We start from the raw sequence: 17,437 nt of genomic DNA, 5'->3' as shown, positions 1-17,437 counted from the left end.
GGTGTGAACGCCCGACGCCGGGGCCTCAGGCGCCGAGGGGCGTGTTTCAGCCGGAGCTTCAGCGGCAGCGGGGGCGGGTTTGCGCCCCTCCGGTGACGCCCCGAAGAGGGGCGTCACCGGAGCGAGGTCGTCGGTCATGCGCCGCGCCGCTGAGCGACCTTCGCGTCGGCGACGGGCGCCAGTGGTGCCTCGACTGCCTCGGCAGGAGCCTCGGCAGACTGCCCGACGCCGAGCTTCGCCAGGATCTTGCGTTCGATCTCCTCAGCGATCTCGGGGTGCTGGATGAGGAAGTTGCGGGCGTTCTCCTTGCCCTGGCCGAGCTGGTCACCCTCGTAGGTGTACCAAGCGCCGGACTTGCGCACCAGGCCGTGCTCGACACCGAAGTCGATGAGCGAGCCCTCGCGAGAGATTCCGACGCCGTAGAGGATGTCGAACTCCGCCTGCTTGAAGGGCGGCGCCATCTTGTTCTTGACGACCTTGACTCGCGTGCGGTTTCCGACGGCTTCCGTGCCGTCCTTGAGGGTCTCGATACGACGGATATCGAGGCGGACGGAGGCGTAGAACTTCAGCGCCTTGCCACCGGCGGTCGTCTCGGGGCTGCCGAAGAAGACACCGATCTTCTCGCGCAGCTGGTTGATGAAGATGGCTGTGGTCTTGGTCTGGCTGAGACCACCCGTCAGCTTGCGGAGCGCCTGGGACATGAGGCGTGCCTGCAGGCCGACGTGGCTGTCGCCCATCTCGCCCTCGATCTCGGCCTTCGGCACGAGTGCTGCGACGGAGTCGATGACGACCAGGTCGACCGAGCCCGAGCGGATCAGCATGTCGGTGATCTCGAGCGCCTGCTCTCCGGTGTCTGGCTGAGCGACGAGGAGGGCGTCGATGTCGACACCGAGCTTCTTCGCGTACTCGGGGTCGAGGGCGTGCTCGGCGTCGATGAACGCCGCGATACCGCCCGCTCGCTGGGCGTTCGCGATGGCGTGCAGCGTGAGGGTCGTCTTACCCGAGGACTCGGGACCGTAGATCTCGACGATACGTCCGCGAGGGAGTCCGCCGATGCCGAGGGCGACGTCGAGCGCGACGGAGCCGGTCGGGATGGTCTCAACGGGTGCGCGCTCGTCGCTTCCGAGGCGCATGACCGACCCCTTGCCGAACTGGCGGTCGATCTGAGCGAGTGCGGCGTCAAGCGCCTTTTCGCGGTCTGCTGGGTTTGGCATGGTGGTGATCCTCTCGGGATGTGGCGGTCGCCTCTCGGCTGTCGCGCGCTGATGGAGAGCGCTGACGACAAGGCGGATCGGGTTCCTTGGCTACTCGAGTTTCACGGTAGAGGCGACCACCGACATTCGGTGATCGAGACCCTGCAACTGTGGACAAGTCTCCGAGGAGTCCGACAGGAACACCCTACGCGCTTAGAACACGACTTCGAACATTCCGCAGGCGTGTCGGATCCGACACGGAGTCGCGCGGGCCGGAGATCAGCCTCGACGGTCGGGATCTATCGTGCCGACTCCGTGGCGCCTACCCTCGGGAACACCGGTGTCGATGCAGAGCGCGAGCCAGATCGCACGCGGCTCGACGCCATCGTCGAGGGCCTGCTTCGCGGTGCGATCGCCAAGGGCCCCCAACACGAGGTCTCTCATCAGCGAGCGCCCGTAGGCCTCGCCGAACTCATCGACCACGGCCCTGTCGAACTCGCTCTTGCGCATCCCTCAAGCGTACGCCGACGGCGCCGCAGCAGATGCTGCGACGCCGTTGGACGTACCTTCGAAGCCGTCCCGCTAACGAGTGACGAGCGGCTTGCGCATGCCGAGCAGGAGGTCGTCCGGAACCGTGTCCGGGATGCTCGTCTCAAAGCGCTCATGAACGGCCAGACGGTCGCCCACTTCGCGGTAGATGGTTGAGAGGGGGGTCTCGAGGGCTTCGGCCACCGAAGCGAGGATCTCGCTCGAGGCTTCCTTCTGCCCGCGCTCGACCTCACTCAGGTACCCGAGTGCAACCGAGGCGCGACCCGCGACCTGCCGGAGCGTGTGCCCCTTGCGCAGGCGCACATCGCGCAGGACTTCACCGATCTCTTGACGCGCTAGGACCATAGCGGGGTCCTCCTTACTGCCGTGTGCCAAGAACTGTAACTTACGAGACTTCGTGGAGACTTCGTCACGCTGAGAACAACCAAGCAAACCCCGATGGTATTCCTGAAAGAAAGCCGAATGTTGAGGCGATCCGACTCAACCTTCGTGTGGCTCCGACCACGATACCTCGTCAGTGTTCCACGAGCATTTCGAGCACGTTGTGAACAGCCGCCTCGACCGTCGCCCCACGCACGCGCTGCCGACTGCCCTCGGGGTCGTCGAGTCGAACGAGCGAGGAGAAGTCCAGGTCGATCACCCGATCGCCGAAGAGCGAGGAGATGCCCACGAAGACGATGCCGGGCGCTCGCCCGGCCTGCGCCTGCGGACCGGCGACCCCCGTCGTCGACAGCCCGATGTCGAGGCGATCGGCGCGACCCGCTGCGAGCGCTGTCCGAGCGCCGAGCGCCATCGCCGCAGCGACGTCAGGATCGACCGGGCCCCGCTCCGCGAGCAGGTCCTCGTCGACTCCGAGCAGCGAGTGCTTGAGCTCTGTGCGATAGGCGACGATTCCGCCCGCCAGCGACGCCGAGATCCCAGGGATCTTCACGAGTTCGGCGACGAGCGCCCCGCCGGTCAGGGACTCCGCGACGCCGATGCTGAGGCCGGCCTCGAGGAGGACACGCCCCAACTCGACCGTCTGTGGGAGTGCTGGTGTGATTCCGCCGGTCATCGCAGGGTGCTCCCATCATCGGCCCGCAGTTCGGGCGCCTTCTTCTTCTGTGGCCGGTAGGCCTCCCACAGGTAATCGAGACCAGACCACACCGTGAGGATGAACGCCGCGGACATGAGGATCCCGTTGACCCAGTGCACCCAATCCCCGAACACGACCCAGAGCGGGAGCAGGGCGAGCGAGATGGCGATGGCCTGGACCAGGGTCTTGAGCTTCCCGCCGCGTCCGGCCGGGAGCACGCGCTTCTTGGCGACGGCGAGACGCCAGAAGGTGATGCCGAGCTCGCGGACGAGGATGATGATCGTCACCCACCACGGCAGCTCTCCGAGTACCGACAGCATGACGAGTGCCGTGCCGGTGAGCGCCTTGTCTGCGATGGGGTCGAGCAGCTTGCCGAGGTCCGTGATGAGGTTCCTGCTGCGCGCGATGTGCCCGTCGAGGCTGTCGGTGGCGATCGCGACGATGAAGAGCACCGCGGCCGCCCAGCGCCAAGGGCCGTCGCTCGATTCGTCGAGGAGGAGGAACCAGACGAAGACCGGCACGAGCAGGATGCGCGCGATGGTGATGAGGTTCGGCACGCACCAGTTGCTCACCGGTCCATCGCCCCCGCGGAGTATTCGGCCGGTCATCGTTGTGCCTCTCGCTAGTCGCGCCCTGTCAGACTCCAGGCGTCGTCGTCGCCGCTTTCGGCTTCGACTTCTTCCAGCCCATCGTATTGGGCCGCGACGGCGTCGAACGACGCGGCCATGCCATCCTGCTCGGCCATCGACGCCGCATTGGATGCCGGAGCACCTGCCGCCGGGTCCTGGCCGCGGATGCGCGCGAGCACGCCGGGGAGTTCCTCGGCGGTGACGAGGACGTCTCGCGCCTTGGAGCCCTCGGAAGGACCGACGATCTCTCGCGATTCCATGAGGTCCATGAGCCTGCCGGCCTTCGCGAATCCGACGCGCAGCTTGCGCTGCAGCATCGAGGTCGAGCCGAACTGCGAGTTCACGACGAGTTCGGCTGCCGCGAGCAGGAGCTCGAGATCGTCGCCGATGTCGGCATCGATCTCCTTCTTCTCCACGACCTGCGCGACGTCGGCTCGATACTCGGGCTGCGCCTGGCGCTTGACGTGCGCCACGATCTCCATGATCTCTTTGTCGTTGACCCAGGCACCCTGCACACGGGCGGCCTTGTTTGCTCCCGATGGGAGGAAGAGGGCGTCGCCCTGGCCGATGAGCGACTCGGCGCCGACCTGGTCGAGGATGACGCGCGAGTCGGTGGAGCTGGTCACCGCGAACGCGAGGCGGCTCGGCACGTTGGCCTTGATGAGACCGGTGACGACATCGACGCTGGGGCGCTGCGTCGCGAGTACGAGGTGGATTCCGGCGGCACGCGCGAGCTGGGTGATGCGGACGATCGAGTCCTCGACGTCGCGCGGGGCAACCATCATCAGCTCGGCGAGCTCGTCGACCACGACAAGCAGGTAGGGGTACGGCTTGAGCTTCCGCTTCGAACCCTCAGGGAGGACGATGCCGCCCGAGCGGATGGCCGCGTTGAAGTCGTCGACGTGGCGGTAGCCGAAGCTCTCGAGGTCGTCATAGCGCATCTCCATCTCCTTCACGACCCACTGCAGCGCTTCCGCCGCCTTCTTGGGGTTCGTGATGATGGGGGTGATGAGGTGCGGGACGCCGCTGTACGGCGTGAGCTCGACGCGCTTCGGGTCGACGAGGACCATTCGCACCTCGGCAGGGGTCGCGCGCATGAGCAGCGACACGATCATGGAGTTGACGAAGCTCGACTTTCCGGCCCCCGTGGCACCCGCCACGAGGAGGTGCGGCATCTTGGCGAGGTTCGCGAGCACGAAGCCACCCTCGACGTCCTTGCCGACGCCGATCGTCATGGGGTGGCGCGCTGCGATCGACTCCGGGGACTGCAGGACGTCTCCGAGCGAGACTACCTCGCGGTCGGAGTTCGGGATCTCCACGCCGATGGCGCTCTTTCCGGGAATCGGCGAGAGGATGCGGACCTGATTGCTCTTCACCGCGTAGGCGATGTTGTTGGAGAGCTGAGTGACGCGCTCGACCTTGACGCCGGGGGCCACCTCGACCTCGTAGCGCGTGACGGTCGGGCCGCGCGAGAAGCCCGTGACCTTCGCGTCGACCTTGAACTGCGCGAACGTCGAGTTGAGCGCCTCGACGATGAGGTCATTGGCTTCGGTGCGCGCGAGTGCCGGCGCACCGCGCGAGAGCATCGACTGCACCGGGAGGCTGTATGCCTGGCCCGGGGCGCCCGCGTCGCGGGAATCCCACTGCTCGGCTCCGTCTTCCGCCGAGGCCGAAGGCTCTGCCGTCGCCGCTGTCGGCGCCGGTGTGGCCGGCGCCGCGGCTGCGGGTGGCCCGAAGAGATCGGCGAACTCGTCCGGATCGGTCGGCGTCGAGTCGTCCTGGATCCCTGTGGCCGAGAAGAGCGTGGGCTCGGCGACGTCGATGACATCGGTGGCGTCGTCCATCCGCACTCCGGAGAGGACCGCGGTCGGCTGCGGTCCGGTCACCGCGTTGTCCGGGTCCTCGGAGGTGAGACCGCGCAGGACGGTCGTCGTCGCCTCCGGGTCGATGCGGTGGTGCTCGTGCTTCTTGGTGTCGGCGACGGCGGTGTCGTACGGCTGCTCCTCGTAGTCGACGTCCTCTTCGCGGCCAGAGTCGTTGCGTCGCCACCACGGGAGGCGGTCCGACTCCGACGAGCGTCCGCGGTCTTCTCCGCCGAGCAGGCTCTCGTCGTCGCCGGACGCCGCCTTGCCGGCCTTCGCCGAGCGGGCGTGGGCTGCGGACTCCTCGTCGATGCCGAACATCCAGGCCCACAGCTCGCGGAGCCTGACGACGACCTTGTGCGGCGGGGTCTTCGTGATGATGAAGACGGAGAGCAGGATGAGGAGACCCGCGACGATGGCCGCACCGATGGGAGTGATGACAACACCGAGAGTGCCGCCGAGGAGCCAGCCGAGGACTCCGCCGCCCAGGGCGAGCGCTGGCATGCCGTTGACGGGGTCGGGGCTGTCCGCGAGCACGTGGCAGATCGCGGAGCTCGAGACGATCCCGAGGAAGAGGCCGACGCCGATGCGCCCGTTGTCGCTCACGGAGGAGGGATGCCGGAAGAGCCAGAGCGCGAAGAACGCGAGCACGACGGGCAGCGCATAGGAGACGCGGCCGAAGAACCCGCCGAAGGTGTAGTCGTTCAGGGCCGTGGCGACGCCGTTCCCGGGGAAGAACCAGACGACCACGCCGCCGATGACCGCGAGCAGGAGGAGCAGGAACGGGAATCCGTCGCGCCGCTGGTCCTTCTCGAGCGTCTCGGGCCCGAGCGCCCGAGCGGTCTGGCCGGCGACGTTCGCGGCGGCCATCCAGGCGCGGGTCGCGATGCCCGGCTTCTCGGTCTCCGCCGGCGCCTTCGCGGCTGCCGCGCTCGCCCGCTTCTTGGGCGCGGGGGTTCGCTTGGTGTTGGACGGAGTTGTGGCCATGGTGCCCAAGGTACCTGCGGCCACCGACAGGATCGAGGATGACGCCCCGAGAGCCGCCGAGATCGGCGACTCCCGGGGCCTGAGGTCAGGCCTCGATGACCACCGGGATGATCATCGGGTGACGGCGGTGCTTCGTGTTGACCCAGCGGCCGATCGTGCGTCGCACGACCTGCGAGAGCTGGTAGGAGTTCGAGTTGCCCGCCTCGACGGCTTCCTTGAGCGCCTTCTGGATGCCCGGGATGATGTCGTCGAAGACGGCCTCGTCCGGCGCGAACCCGCGCGCGTGGATCTCCGGGCCGACGAGGATGTTGCCGGTGGCCGCCTCGACGACGGTGAAGATGGAGATGAACCCCTCTTCAGCAAGGATGCGGCGGTCCTTGAGATCCGCGTCGGTGATGGTGCCGACCGTGGATCCGTCGACGTAGATGAAGCCGATGTCGAGCTGCGCGACCTGGCGCGCGATGCCGTCCCGCATATCGATGACGGCGCCGTTCTCGACGACCAGCACGTTCTCGTCCGCGATGCCGGACTTCTTCGCGATCTCGGCGTTGGCGACGAGGTGTCGGATCTCGCCGTGCACGGGCATGACCTGACGCGGCTGCAGGATGTTGTAGCAGTAGAGCAGCTCGCCTGCCGCGGCGTGACCAGACACGTGCACGTTCGCGTTCGCCTTGTGCACCACGTTCGCGCCGAGCTTGATGAGTGCGTTGATGACGCGGAACACCGAGTTCTCGTTGCCCGGGATGAGGCTCGAGGCGAGGATGACGGTGTCGTCCTCCCCCACCTCGATGGCGTGCGTCTTGGACGCGATGCGGCTGAGGACGGCCATGGGCTCGCCCTGCGACCCCGTCGACATGAAGACGATCTGGTCGTCGGGCAGATTGAGCGCCTTCTTGTGGTCGATGAGCACGCCCTGCGGCACGTTGAGGTAGCCGAGCTCGGACGCGATGCCCATGTTGCGCACCATGGAGCGGCCCATGAGCGCGACGCGACGACCGTTGGCCGCGGCGGCGTCGATGACCTGCTGCACGCGGTGCACGTGGCTCGAGAAGCTCGCGACGACGACCTTGCCCTTGGTCCGCGAGATGACGTCCTCGATGACCGGGCCGATGTTGCGCTCGGTCGGCGTGAAGCCCGGGACCTCGGCGTTGGTGGAGTCGGCCATGAAGAGGTCGATGCCCTCCTCGCCGAGGCGAGCGAAGGCGCGGAGGTCCGTGAGGCGACCGTCGAGCGGCAGCTGGTCCATCTTGAAGTCGCCCGTGTGGAGCACCGTGCCGGCGTCCGTCGTGATGTGCACGGCGAGCGCATCCGGGATGGAGTGGTTGACGGCCACGAACTCGAGCGTGAAGGGCCCCATCTCCTCGATCTGCCCTTCGGCGACCGTGAGCGTGTACGGCTTGATGCGGTGCTCCTTGAGCTTCGCCTCGACGAGGGCGAGCGTCAGCGTGGAGCCGATCAGCGGGATGTCCGGCTTGAGGCGGAGGATGTACGGCACCGCTCCGATGTGGTCCTCGTGTCCGTGCGTCAGCACGATGCCCACGACGTCGTCCAGACGAGCGCGGATCGAGTCGAAGTCGGGCAGGATCAGGTCGACGCCGGGCTGCGTCTCTTCTGGGAAGAGCACGCCGCAGTCGACGATGAGGATCTTGCCGTCGATCTCGAACGTCGCCATGTTGCGGCCGACCTCGCCCAGTCCGCCGAGCGGGATGATCCGCATCGAGCCTGGTGCGAGCTTGGGAAGGTGTTCGGTCTTTGTCATATGAGCCTTCAGGAAGTCAGCGTTGCCGCTGGTGAGGTGAGGGTCGAATCAGCGGGTTGTGCCTGGGATGCGCGGGAGCGCACCACCCGCGGCCGCGTTGCGGTCAGGCCGGAAGTTCGTGAAGCTCGCGCCTTCGACGTCGCGAACCAGGTCGAGCTCGTCCTCGATGAGGGCGGCTTCCCACTCCTCCGGGCCGACGAGCGGCAACCGGACGCGGGGGGACTGGATTCGGCCGAGGCCGTGCAGGATGTACTTGGTCGCCACGGTTCCCGGAACGTGGGTCATGGTGGCTCGCACGAGCGGCTCGAGGCGCTGGTGCGCGTCCGTCGCGGTGCGCAGGTCGCCCGCGTTGACGGCGTCGACCATCATGCGGTACGGCTGCGACGCGATGTTGGCGGTCACGCCGATGAGGCCCGTCGCGCCGATCGAGAGCAGCGGGAGCGTGTTGGCGTCGTCTCCCGAGAAGTAGAGCAGCTCGGTCTGGTTGAGCACGCGGGACACCTGCGCGAGGTCGCCCTTCGCGTCCTTCACCGCGATGATGTTCGGGTGCTTGGCGAGGCGCAGGATCGTCTCGTAGGTGATCGGGATGCCCGTGCGGCCCGGGATGTCGTAGAGGATGAGCGGCAGGTCGGTCGCGTCCGCGATCATGCGGAAGTGCGTGAGCACCCCAGCCTGCGTCGGCTTGTTGTAGTACGGCGTGACGGCCATGACGCCGTCGGCGCCGGCATCCGCCGACTGCTTCGCGAGCTGGATGGCGTGTGCCGTCTCGTTCGACGGTCCACCCGTGATGATCTTCGCGCGCCCGGCCGAGACCTCTTTGCCCACGACGACGAGCTTGAGCTTCTCGGCGTCCGTGAGCGTCGACGTCTCACCGGTCGTGCCGGTGACGACGATGCCGTCAGCGCCGGCCGAGATGACGTCGTCGATGTGCTTCTCGACTCCCGCCCAATCGACTTCGCCGTCGTGCGTCATCGGAGTCACGAGTGCAACGAGCACCTGGCCGAAAGGGTTGTCCTGTTCCATCACGTCTCTCAGGCTACTTCCACTAGGTAAAGACTGGGTCTTGGTGTCGAGCTTGCTATTTCTTCTTCTCTACATCGCCGCTGAGCGCCGCGATGAAGGCTTCCTGCGGCACTTCCACGCGTCCGACCATCTTCATGCGCTTCTTGCCGGCCTTCTGCTTCTCCAGGAGCTTGCGCTTGCGGGAGATGTCGCCGCCGTAGCACTTCGCGAGCACGTCCTTGCGGATGGCGCGGATCGTCTCGCGGGCGATGATTCGGGCGCCGATGGCGGCCTGGATGGGCACCTCGAACTGCTGGCGCGGGATGAGCTTCCGGAGGCGCTCGGTCATCAGCAGCCCGTAGGCGTACGCCTTGTCCTTGTGGATGACGGCACTGAACGCGTCCACGCGCTCGCCCTGCAGCAGGATGTCGACCTTCACGAGGTCGGCGACCTGGTCCCCCATCGGCTCGTAGTCGAGGGACGCGTACCCCTGCGTCCGGCTCTTGAGCTGGTCGAAGAAGTCGAAAACGATCTCGCCGAGCGGCATCGAGTAGCGCAGCTCGACGCGCTCCTCGCTGAGGTAGTCCATGCTGATGAGCGCTCCGCGCTTGCCCTCGCACAGCTCCATGATCTTGCCCACGTAGTCCTTCGGAGCGAGGATCGCAGCGCGCATCATCGGCTCGCGAACCTCGAGGATCTTGCCCTCGGGGTACTCGCTGGGGTTCGTGACGGTGTGGAGCTGCTTGTCCTCCGTCTTGACCTCGTAGACGACCGAGGGCGCGGTCGTGATGAGGTCGAGATCGAACTCGCGCATGAGGCGCTCGGTGACGATCTCCAGGTGGAGGAGGCCGAGGAATCCGACGCGGAACCCGAAGCCGAGCGCCACCGATGTCTCGGGCTCGTAGTTGAGCGCCGCATCCGAGAGCTTGAGCTTGTCCAGCGCCTCGCGAAGCTCGGGGTAGTCGCCCGCGTCGATCGGGTACAGGCCGGAGAAGACCATCGGCTTCGGCTCCGTGTAGCCGGGAAGCGGGTCGTCGGATGGACGCGTGCTGCCCGTCACGGTGTCGCCCACCTTCGAGAGACGCACGTCCTTCACGCCCGTGATGAGGTAGCCGACCTCGCCGACGCCGAGGCCCTTGGCAACGGTGGGCTCTGGCGACGAGACGCCGATCTCGAGCATCTCGTGCGTGGAACCGGTCGACATCATCTTGATCTTGTCGCGCGCCTTGAGCTCGCCGTCGACGACGCGGACATACGTGACGACGCCGCGGTAGGCGTCGTAGACCGAGTCGAAGATCATCGCGCGAGCGGGGGCATCCGCCACACCGACCGGCGCTGGGATGCGCTCGACGACACGGTCGAGCAGCTCCTCGACTCCCATGCCGGTCTTGCCACTCACGCGCAGCACGTCGTCGGGGTCGCCGCCGATGAGGTTCGCGATCTCCGCGGCGAAGCGATCGGGGTCGGCAGCAGGCAGGTCGATCTTGTTCAGGACCGGGATGATCTCGAGGTCGTTCTCCATCGCCAGGTACAGGTTCGCGAGCGTCTGGGCCTCGATGCCCTGCGCCGCATCCACCAGCAGGATGGCTCCTTCGCAGGCCGCGAGCGAGCGGGAGACCTCGTAGGAGAAGTCGACGTGGCCGGGCGTGTCGATCATATTGAGCGCGAACGTGTCGCCCTCGACGGCCCACGGCATGCGGACCGCCTGGCTCTTGATCGTGATGCCGCGCTCCCGCTCGATGTCCATGCGGTCGAGGTACTGTGCACGCATGGCGCGGTCGTCGACGGAGCCCGTGAGCTGCAGCATCCTGTCGGCCAGGGTGGACTTGCCGTGGTCGATGTGGGCGATGATGCAGAAATTGCGGATCCGGGCGGGGTCGGTCTGAGCCGGCTCGAGCGGAGTGGAGGCGCGTGGTGACATGGTGTCGCCTATTCTCCCATGAGCCGCGCACCCAGCGCTCATCGCCCGGCGCTTCAGCGCGCAGCCAGCGTGCGCACCGCCAGAGAACGGCCCAGGAAGGCACCACCGCATGAGTCTCATCCGCCTCAACGACGTCGAGGTCGGCTTCGGCCCCTCCCCCGTGCTCAAGGAGATCTTCCTCACCCTCGACCGGGGGGATCGAGTCGGGCTCATCGGGCAGAACGGCTCAGGGAAGTCGACGCTGCTGAAACTCATCCTCGAGCAGGTCTCGCCCGACACGGGCACCGTCTCGATCGATGACGGCGTGCGCATCGGCTACTTCTCGCAGTTCTCCGAGCTGGACGGCTCGTCGACGATCCTCGAGACGCTGGAGACGCTCTTCTCGCACGTGCACGACATGGAGGCGGAGCTCGCCGAGATCGACGCCGCCATCGCCGCCGAGCCAGACGCCGATACGCTCGACCGCCTCATCCTGCGCCAATCCGAGCTCTTCGAGGAGATGGACCGCGCGGACGGCTGGGACTACAAGCGCCACATCGACACCGCCCTCACGAAGCTCGGCTTCAACGAGGCACACCGCACGAGCCCCATCGAGAAGCTCTCCGGCGGCTGGCGCAACCGCGCGGCGCTCGCCAAGCTCCTGCTCGAGCAGCCCGACGTGCTGCTCCTCGACGAGCCCACCAACTTCCTCGACGTCGCAGGCGTCGAGTGGCTCGAGACCTGGTTCCGCTCGTTCCGCGGCGCCGCGATCATCGTGTCGCACGACCGCACGTTCCTGGACGCGGTGGTCACGCGCATCCTCGAGGTCGAGAACCTGCACCTGCACGAATACCCGGGCGACTTCGGCGAGTACGTCATCCAGAAGCAGTTCCGGCTCAAGACCCTGCAGGCGCAGTTCGTCCACGAGGCCGAGCTGCTCGCCTTCGAGGCGGAGGGCATCTCCGACCGCCGCGAAGCAGCGAAGGCTGGCGGCAAGGGACTCGGCAAGCGCCTCTCGAGCATCAAGAAGAAGCGAGCGCCGCGGCCCGTCGACGAGATCGTGACCGAGATCTACGGCTCGCTGCACGTCAAGGATGTGCTCGCCCGCGTCTCGGGCCTCGGCAAGAGCTACGGCGACCGGACCCTCTTCGACGACGTGACCTTCGAGGTGCACCGCGGCGACCGCATCGCCGTCATCGGGCCCAACGGCAGCGGCAAGTCGACGCTCCTGCGCGTCCTCACGGGCGAGGAGTCCGGCGACGTCGGCCGGGTCGACTGGCCGAACGGCGTGAAGGTCGTCTCGTACAACCAGGTGCTCGCGGAGCTCGACGAGTCCGACACGGTGTCGCACTCGGTGAACGCCATGCCGGACAGCATCGCGCTGCGGGCGACGAAGAAGTCCGTCGCCCGGTTCCTCAGCATGTTCCGCTTCAGCGAGGCCGAGCTGAAGTCCCGCATCGGCACCCTCTCGGGTGGCCAGCGGGCGCGAGTCGCGATGGCGCAGTGCCTGCTGTCGGGCGCATCCGTGCTGGTGCTCGACGAGCCGACGAACCACCTCGACCTGCCGAGCACGCAGGTCATGGAGCGCGCGCTCGTGCACTTCCCCGGCGCCGTCATCGTCGTCAGCCACGACCGGTTCTTCATCGACAAGGTCGCCACGGGGACCGTCGTGTTCGGCACGAAAACGGATGCTCCAGCCGAGCTCGAGATCACCATCGCCGATTCAGGTACCGACGTCGCCTGAAGCCTGGTAGAGTTTCTGTTTGGCTTACGCGTCGCCCACTCGGCGCGGATTGGCGGCACGGCCCTCTTCCGTGCGGCACCGTTCCAGTACACCTTCCTGTAAGAAAGAAGCAACGTGGCAAATATCAAGTCGCAGATCAAGCGCATCGGCACCAACCGCAAGGCGACCGAGCGCAACCGCGCCTACAAGAGCGAACTCCGCACGGCTATCCGTCGCGTTCGCTCGGCTGTCTCCGAGGGCAACAAGGAGCAGGCTGAGCTCGCGCTCACCTTCGCTGCCAAGAAGCTCGACAAGGCCGTCTCCAAGGGCGTCATCCACAAGAACCAGGCAGCGAACCGCAAGTCGGCCATCGCCAAGACGGTCGCAGCGCTCTAAGCCTCCTGTCATGCCGACATCGACCCCCGCATCCTCTTCCGAGGTGCGGGGGTCGATTCGTCGTATCGCGCTCCTGCAGAGCATCAACCTCGGCCAGCATCGAAAGCTGCCGATGGCCGAGCTCAGGCATGCCCTCGAGGCCGCCGGGCACACCAGCATCGCGACGGTCCTGCAGACCGGCAACGTGCTGCTCGACGCTCCGGCAGCGGTCACGAACACCGAGCTCGAGACGCGGCTCCGCACCGAGATCGCGGCCGCCTTCGACCTCGACGTGCCCACGCTCGTCCGCGACGCCGACGAATGGCGGGCGGTCGTCGAACACGATCCGTTCCGCCAGTTCGATCCCCACCCGAGCCGCTTCGTCGTCGTGTTCTGCGCCGAGCCGCCGCTGGAACGTGTCGAGGCGCTGCTCGAGGGCGTCGACCTCAAGGATGATCGGTGGGTCGCGCGCGGACGCGAGCTGTACGTGTCCTGCCCGAACGGGCAGATCGAGAGCCCGGTGCTGCAGCGCCTCGGCCGCCCGAAGAGCTCGGACACGTCGAGCGGGCCGGCCACGGTGCGCACCTGGGGCACGGTGCTGCGGGTCGCGGCCAAGCTCTAGCGTCAGTGCATCGGCGGCCCGCCTTCAGGCGACGGAGCATCCCGGCCACCACCAGACCACCTGACCAACTTGCGTGATCAGAAGCGCTCCAAGCGACGATGGTGACCCGCTGGCGCCGTTCCATCACGGAAGTTGGCCCGGGTGCGCGGCTGCGGTCAGACGTCGCGCAGGGCGATGCAGCGCAGCATCCGCTCGACGGCGAACTGCGGGTCTCTCCCCGCCCCCTTGACGGCGTGGTCGGTCTCAGCGACCAGCGTGATCGCGCGTCCGAGGGATGCGTCGTCCCAATCGCGGAGCTCGCGGCGAGCCTGGCCGACCTGCCACGGCGACGCGCCTGCGCGGCTGGCGATCTGCGCGTCCGAGCCGCTGAGTCCCTGCACCTTCGCCATGATGCGCAGCTTCGAGGCGACGGCCGAGACGATGGGCACCGGGTGCAGTCCGGTCGAGAAGCCGTGGCGCACCAGCGCCAGCGCGTCGCGGACTCGCCCAGCGAGTGCGGCGTCCGCGATCTTGAACCCGGTCGTCTCGACGCGGCCGCCGAAGTACTTGTCGACGTGCTCGTCGGTGATGGTGTCACTCGTGACGGTCAGCAGCTGGCGAGCAGCGCCGATGAGCTCAGCGAGGTCGGTGTTGAATGCGGCAACAAGCAGCGAGGCAGCCTGCGGCTCGATGCGTCGGCCAGCGTTGCGCACCTCGGCGACGACGACGTCCACGAGCTCGCTCGGCTTGGGCTTCTGGCAGTCGATCTCGACGGCGACATCCTTCGCGCCCCGCACGGCATCCAGGAGCTTCTTCCCGCGCACTCCCCCGCCGTGCCGGAGCACGAGCGTCGCGCCTTCGACGGGCATCTTCGTGTAGGCGACCACGTCGGCGATGAGTGCGTCCGTGCACTGCTGCACGCCTCGGATGATGACCAGGCGCGGTTCGAAGAACAGCGATGGGCTGACGAGGGTCGTGAGGTGCCCGCCTGCGTAGCCGGAGGCTTCGATCTCCGTGATCTCGAGGTCAGGTGACTCTGCGCGGAGCACATCGCGGAGCCGTGTGATCGCGGTCTCGGCGAAGTAGTCCTCCGGGCCGCTCACCAGCACGATGCCAGCAGGCCGCACCTCCCGGTGGGTGAGGACGGGAATCGCCCTCTTGGGGGTGCTCGCCCGCTTCGCCTGTGCCATAGCTCAATGGTAACGACGCGCATCTGGCCGTGCGACCGAGACCCCGATCTGTCGAACCGGGCTAGGAGGATTCGACGCGTCGGTTGTGGGCGGCGAGGATCCCCCTGACCGCGCCCTGAGTGCGCGCGACGACACAGGTCGCCTGCGGGCTCGCGGGGCCGTGGCGACTCCCGCTACCGCGGGAGGGTCCGAACCTCCGTGACCTCCCTCGCCGATGACGATGGTGCCGAGCTCGTCGGTGCGCAGCGGCCGCGTGCCTGCCGCGGTGAGCATCCCGAGGGCCGCGTCCGTCGGGTGGCCGTAGCCGTTGTCTGCTCCCACCGAGACGAGTCCGATCGACGAGGAGAGCTCTTCGTAGAGCTGCGCGCTCTGGTCGCGCGAGCCGTGGTGCGCCATCTTGACGATGTCGGCCCGCGGGTGCGGGTGCTCGCGCAGCAAGCCGCGCTGCGCCTCCTCTCCCAGGTCGGCGAGGGCGGCGAGCGACAGGCAGACCGTCACGCAGGACGTCGTCGGTTCGAGCAGCGTCACGAGACTCCCCTCGTTGCCACCGCCACTCGCCGGTTCCCCGCCGCTCCCGCGCTTCGGCCACAGGACGCTCCATGCGAGGTCGCCGAGCGTCCAGGAGTCGCCACTGGCGGCGTAGTGCACCTGGGCGCCGGCCACCCGCAGCTCGTCGACGAGCGGCTCCGCTCGCGCCTCGGCAGTATCGGGGACGACAAGCGACCCGACGCCGACGCCGGACTCGAGCAACGCCGTCGCCGCCCCGGTGTGGTCCAGGTCAAAGTGCGTGAGCACGAGCAGACGCAGCTCGTCGACGCCGAGCGTCTCGAGGCAGGCCAGCAGCGCGTCGGGCTCCGCACCGGTGTCGATGAGCGCCGAGCCGCTCCACGTGGTGACGAGCAGCGCATCCCCCTGCCCGATGTCGCACGCCGCATAGCGCCATGCACTTGGGATGCTTCTGCTGAGGTGGACCGCCTGCCCGATGACCGTGCCGACATACGCCACCAGGGCGACGCAGAGCAGGAGCGCCAGCCACGCTCTCCAGCAGTGGAGCAGGACGATGAGCGCGACGACGACGGCGAGACAGAGCAGCGCCCCCGGGAGTCCGCCAGGCCACGGCAGCAGCGCCCCGGGCCAGTCACTGACCGCCATCGCCACGAGTCCGATCCACTGCGCGGGCAGCCAGGCGACCCACAGAAGCGCCTGGCCGAGCCAGGGAGCGGCCCACAAGAGCAGGCAGCCGACCAGCCCGGCGAGCGTCGCCACGGGCGCTGCTGGGGCGGCCAGCACGTTCGCGAGAATGCCGTAGAGCGGCAGTTCCGGGGTCAGGAGCAGCAGCACCGGTTGACACGCGAGCTGCGCCGAGGCGGGCACGGCGAGCATGAGCGCGACGGGCCGTGGCATGACGCGTGCGAGGCGATCGCCGATCGGGTTCGCGAGCGTCAGCAGCCCGACCGTCGCGAGCACCGAGAGCGCGAAGCCGTAGTCTCGGCTCCGCCAGGGGTCGGCGACGAGCACGACCACCGTGGCGAGGGCGACGAGCGCAAGACCTGTCGACCGACGCGGAGTGGCTTCGAGCACCAGGACGACCATGGCCATGATGCTCGCCCGGATGACGCTGCCCTCCGGGGTGACGAGCGCCACGAACACGGCGAGAACCGCTGCTGCGAGCGCGAGACGCACTCCTCGCCGCAACCCGCAGAGGCGAGCGAGGACCAGGGTCGCGGCGACCACGACCGCGCAGTTCGACCCCGAGACGGCCGTGAGGTGCGTGAGCGCGGCCGTCTTCATCCGCTCGTCCAACTCGGCCCCGACCAGGCGCGTGTCGCCGACGGACAGCCCCGGGAGCAGCTGCGCGCCGAGACCGGGGAGGGCTCGCGCCGCGTCGACGAACCGGTCTCGCGCTGCTGCGGTGACCTCGAGCAGCCCGCCAGGCGCGGCGACGACGTGCGCCGGAGCATCGAGGAAGACCAGAGCGGCGACGCTGTCGCCCGCCTCCGCGGGCCCGAGGACCCCCTCGAGCTCGACCCGTGAGCCGATGGCTGGGAGCCGCTCCCCCGCCGACGTCGGCACGCTCAGCTGGCCGAACGCGAGCAGCGAGGCGCCACTGCCTCCGCTTCTCCCATCGACCTCGAACGAATCGAGGCGCACCTCGAAGTGGGACGGCTCCTGCAACTGCGCGCCGGACCAGCGCCCACGGTCGTCGCCAGGAGCAGCGACGGCACCCTCCCCGACGAGGGTCGTGAGGGTGCCCGTCGCCTGCACCCGAAGCCCCTCCACGGCGCCCGCGCGAAGCGCCTCGGGAGACCTCACGGGATGCTGAGCGCCTGCGCTCACCGCGAGCAGCGCCATGACGGCCGCGACAACGGCGAACGTCGCGAGCGCTGGCCGCAGACGCGCCGCGGCCAGGAGCACGATCGCGAGCAGTGCCAGACCGATGCCGCACACCCAGGCGAGGGAGGGATGCGTGACGCAGATCCAGGCCATGACCCAGGCGCCGGCCGCCGCCGGCACGAGACGCGCGTCTCGACCATCGAGCCGCTCGGCCAGCGCTCCCAGATTCCCCACCTGAACGGCACGATCTTTCCGAGT

At 67.9% G+C, this 17,437-nt stretch carries 14 protein-coding genes; 3 read left to right on the top strand and 11 right to left on the bottom strand.

Annotated elements, in window-relative coordinates; genetic code table 11:
• Nucleotides 1–134: 134 nt before the first annotated feature.
• The 9 genes from recA to lepA all read right to left on the bottom strand — a co-directional run bounded on the left by recA (nt 135) and on the right by lepA (nt 10,977).
• Nucleotides 135–1,214: a recombinase RecA gene (recA, locus tag ITJ61_RS17145; protein WP_104240869.1), complete on the bottom strand. Its 1,080-nt coding sequence runs from the start codon at nt 1,212–1,214 to the stop codon at nt 135–137.
• A gap of 258 nt (nt 1,215–1,472) precedes the next feature.
• Nucleotides 1,473–1,703 (bottom strand): DUF3046 domain-containing protein, encoded by a 231-nt coding sequence (locus ITJ61_RS17140; RefSeq protein ID WP_104240868.1) that lies wholly within the window; start codon nt 1,701–1,703, stop codon nt 1,473–1,475.
• Nucleotides 1,704–1,775: 72 nt separating this feature from the next.
• Nucleotides 1,776–2,087, bottom strand: coding sequence for a helix-turn-helix domain-containing protein (locus tag ITJ61_RS17135; RefSeq protein ID WP_104240867.1), 312 nt, complete (start codon nt 2,085–2,087; stop codon nt 1,776–1,778).
• A 169-nt stretch (nt 2,088–2,256) separates the two neighbouring features.
• On the bottom strand, nt 2,257–2,796 hold the full coding sequence (locus tag ITJ61_RS17130) for a CinA family protein (protein ID WP_104240866.1): 540 nt from the start codon (nt 2,794–2,796) through the stop codon (nt 2,257–2,259).
• Nucleotides 2,793–3,425 (bottom strand): CDP-diacylglycerol--glycerol-3-phosphate 3-phosphatidyltransferase, encoded by a 633-nt coding sequence (gene pgsA / locus ITJ61_RS17125; protein WP_104240865.1) that lies wholly within the window; start codon nt 3,423–3,425, stop codon nt 2,793–2,795. The genes ITJ61_RS17130 and pgsA overlap by 4 nt, the downstream gene beginning before the upstream one ends.
• A gap of 14 nt (nt 3,426–3,439) precedes the next feature.
• Nucleotides 3,440–6,295: a DNA translocase FtsK gene (locus ITJ61_RS17120; RefSeq protein WP_104306362.1), complete on the bottom strand. Its 2,856-nt coding sequence runs from the start codon at nt 6,293–6,295 to the stop codon at nt 3,440–3,442.
• Between the two features lie 85 nt (nt 6,296–6,380).
• Nucleotides 6,381–8,054: a ribonuclease J gene (locus ITJ61_RS17115; protein WP_104240863.1), complete on the bottom strand. Its 1,674-nt coding sequence runs from the start codon at nt 8,052–8,054 to the stop codon at nt 6,381–6,383.
• A gap of 48 nt (nt 8,055–8,102) precedes the next feature.
• A complete protein-coding gene (gene dapA, locus ITJ61_RS17110; protein ID WP_104240862.1) occupies nt 8,103–9,077 on the bottom strand; it encodes a 4-hydroxy-tetrahydrodipicolinate synthase in 975 nt (324 codons plus the stop codon).
• A gap of 55 nt (nt 9,078–9,132) precedes the next feature.
• Nucleotides 9,133–10,977: a translation elongation factor 4 gene (gene lepA, locus ITJ61_RS17105; protein WP_104240861.1), complete on the bottom strand. Its 1,845-nt coding sequence runs from the start codon at nt 10,975–10,977 to the stop codon at nt 9,133–9,135.
• A 109-nt stretch (nt 10,978–11,086) separates the two neighbouring features.
• Between lepA and ITJ61_RS17100 the strand changes: the two genes are divergently transcribed.
• The 3 genes from ITJ61_RS17100 to ITJ61_RS17090 all read left to right on the top strand — a co-directional run bounded on the left by ITJ61_RS17100 (nt 11,087) and on the right by ITJ61_RS17090 (nt 13,676).
• Complete coding sequence (locus ITJ61_RS17100) at nt 11,087–12,700, top strand: ABC-F family ATP-binding cassette domain-containing protein (RefSeq protein ID WP_104306361.1); 1,614 nt, start codon at nt 11,087–11,089, stop codon at nt 12,698–12,700.
• A 114-nt stretch (nt 12,701–12,814) separates the two neighbouring features.
• On the top strand, nt 12,815–13,075 hold the full coding sequence (rpsT, locus tag ITJ61_RS17095) for a 30S ribosomal protein S20 (protein WP_068493103.1): 261 nt from the start codon (nt 12,815–12,817) through the stop codon (nt 13,073–13,075).
• 10 nt (nt 13,076–13,085) lie between these two features.
• Nucleotides 13,086–13,676 carry a DUF1697 domain-containing protein gene (locus ITJ61_RS17090; RefSeq protein WP_194686934.1) on the top strand — a complete coding sequence of 197 codons (591 nt, stop codon included), beginning with the start codon at nt 13,086–13,088 and terminating at the stop codon, nt 13,674–13,676.
• A gap of 155 nt (nt 13,677–13,831) precedes the next feature.
• Here ITJ61_RS17090 and holA read toward each other — a convergent pair whose 3' ends face one another.
• Both holA and ITJ61_RS17080 read right to left on the bottom strand, forming a co-directional pair.
• Nucleotides 13,832–14,845 carry a DNA polymerase III subunit delta gene (gene holA, locus ITJ61_RS17085; protein WP_104298950.1) on the bottom strand — a complete coding sequence of 338 codons (1,014 nt, stop codon included), beginning with the start codon at nt 14,843–14,845 and terminating at the stop codon, nt 13,832–13,834.
• Between the two features lie 3 nt (nt 14,846–14,848).
• Entirely contained in the window at nt 14,849–17,413 is a 2,565-nt protein-coding gene (locus ITJ61_RS17080; protein ID WP_194686933.1) for a ComEC/Rec2 family competence protein, read from the bottom strand.
• Between the last annotated feature and the right edge of the window lie 24 nt (nt 17,414–17,437).

The organism is Pseudoclavibacter sp. VKM Ac-2888, from assembly GCF_015351285.1.
Taxonomy (GTDB): Bacteria; Actinomycetota; Actinomycetes; order Actinomycetales; family Microbacteriaceae; genus Pseudoclavibacter.
Note: the sequence above shows the minus strand (reverse complement) of the source record. Positions and strands in the feature narration are given on the sequence as shown.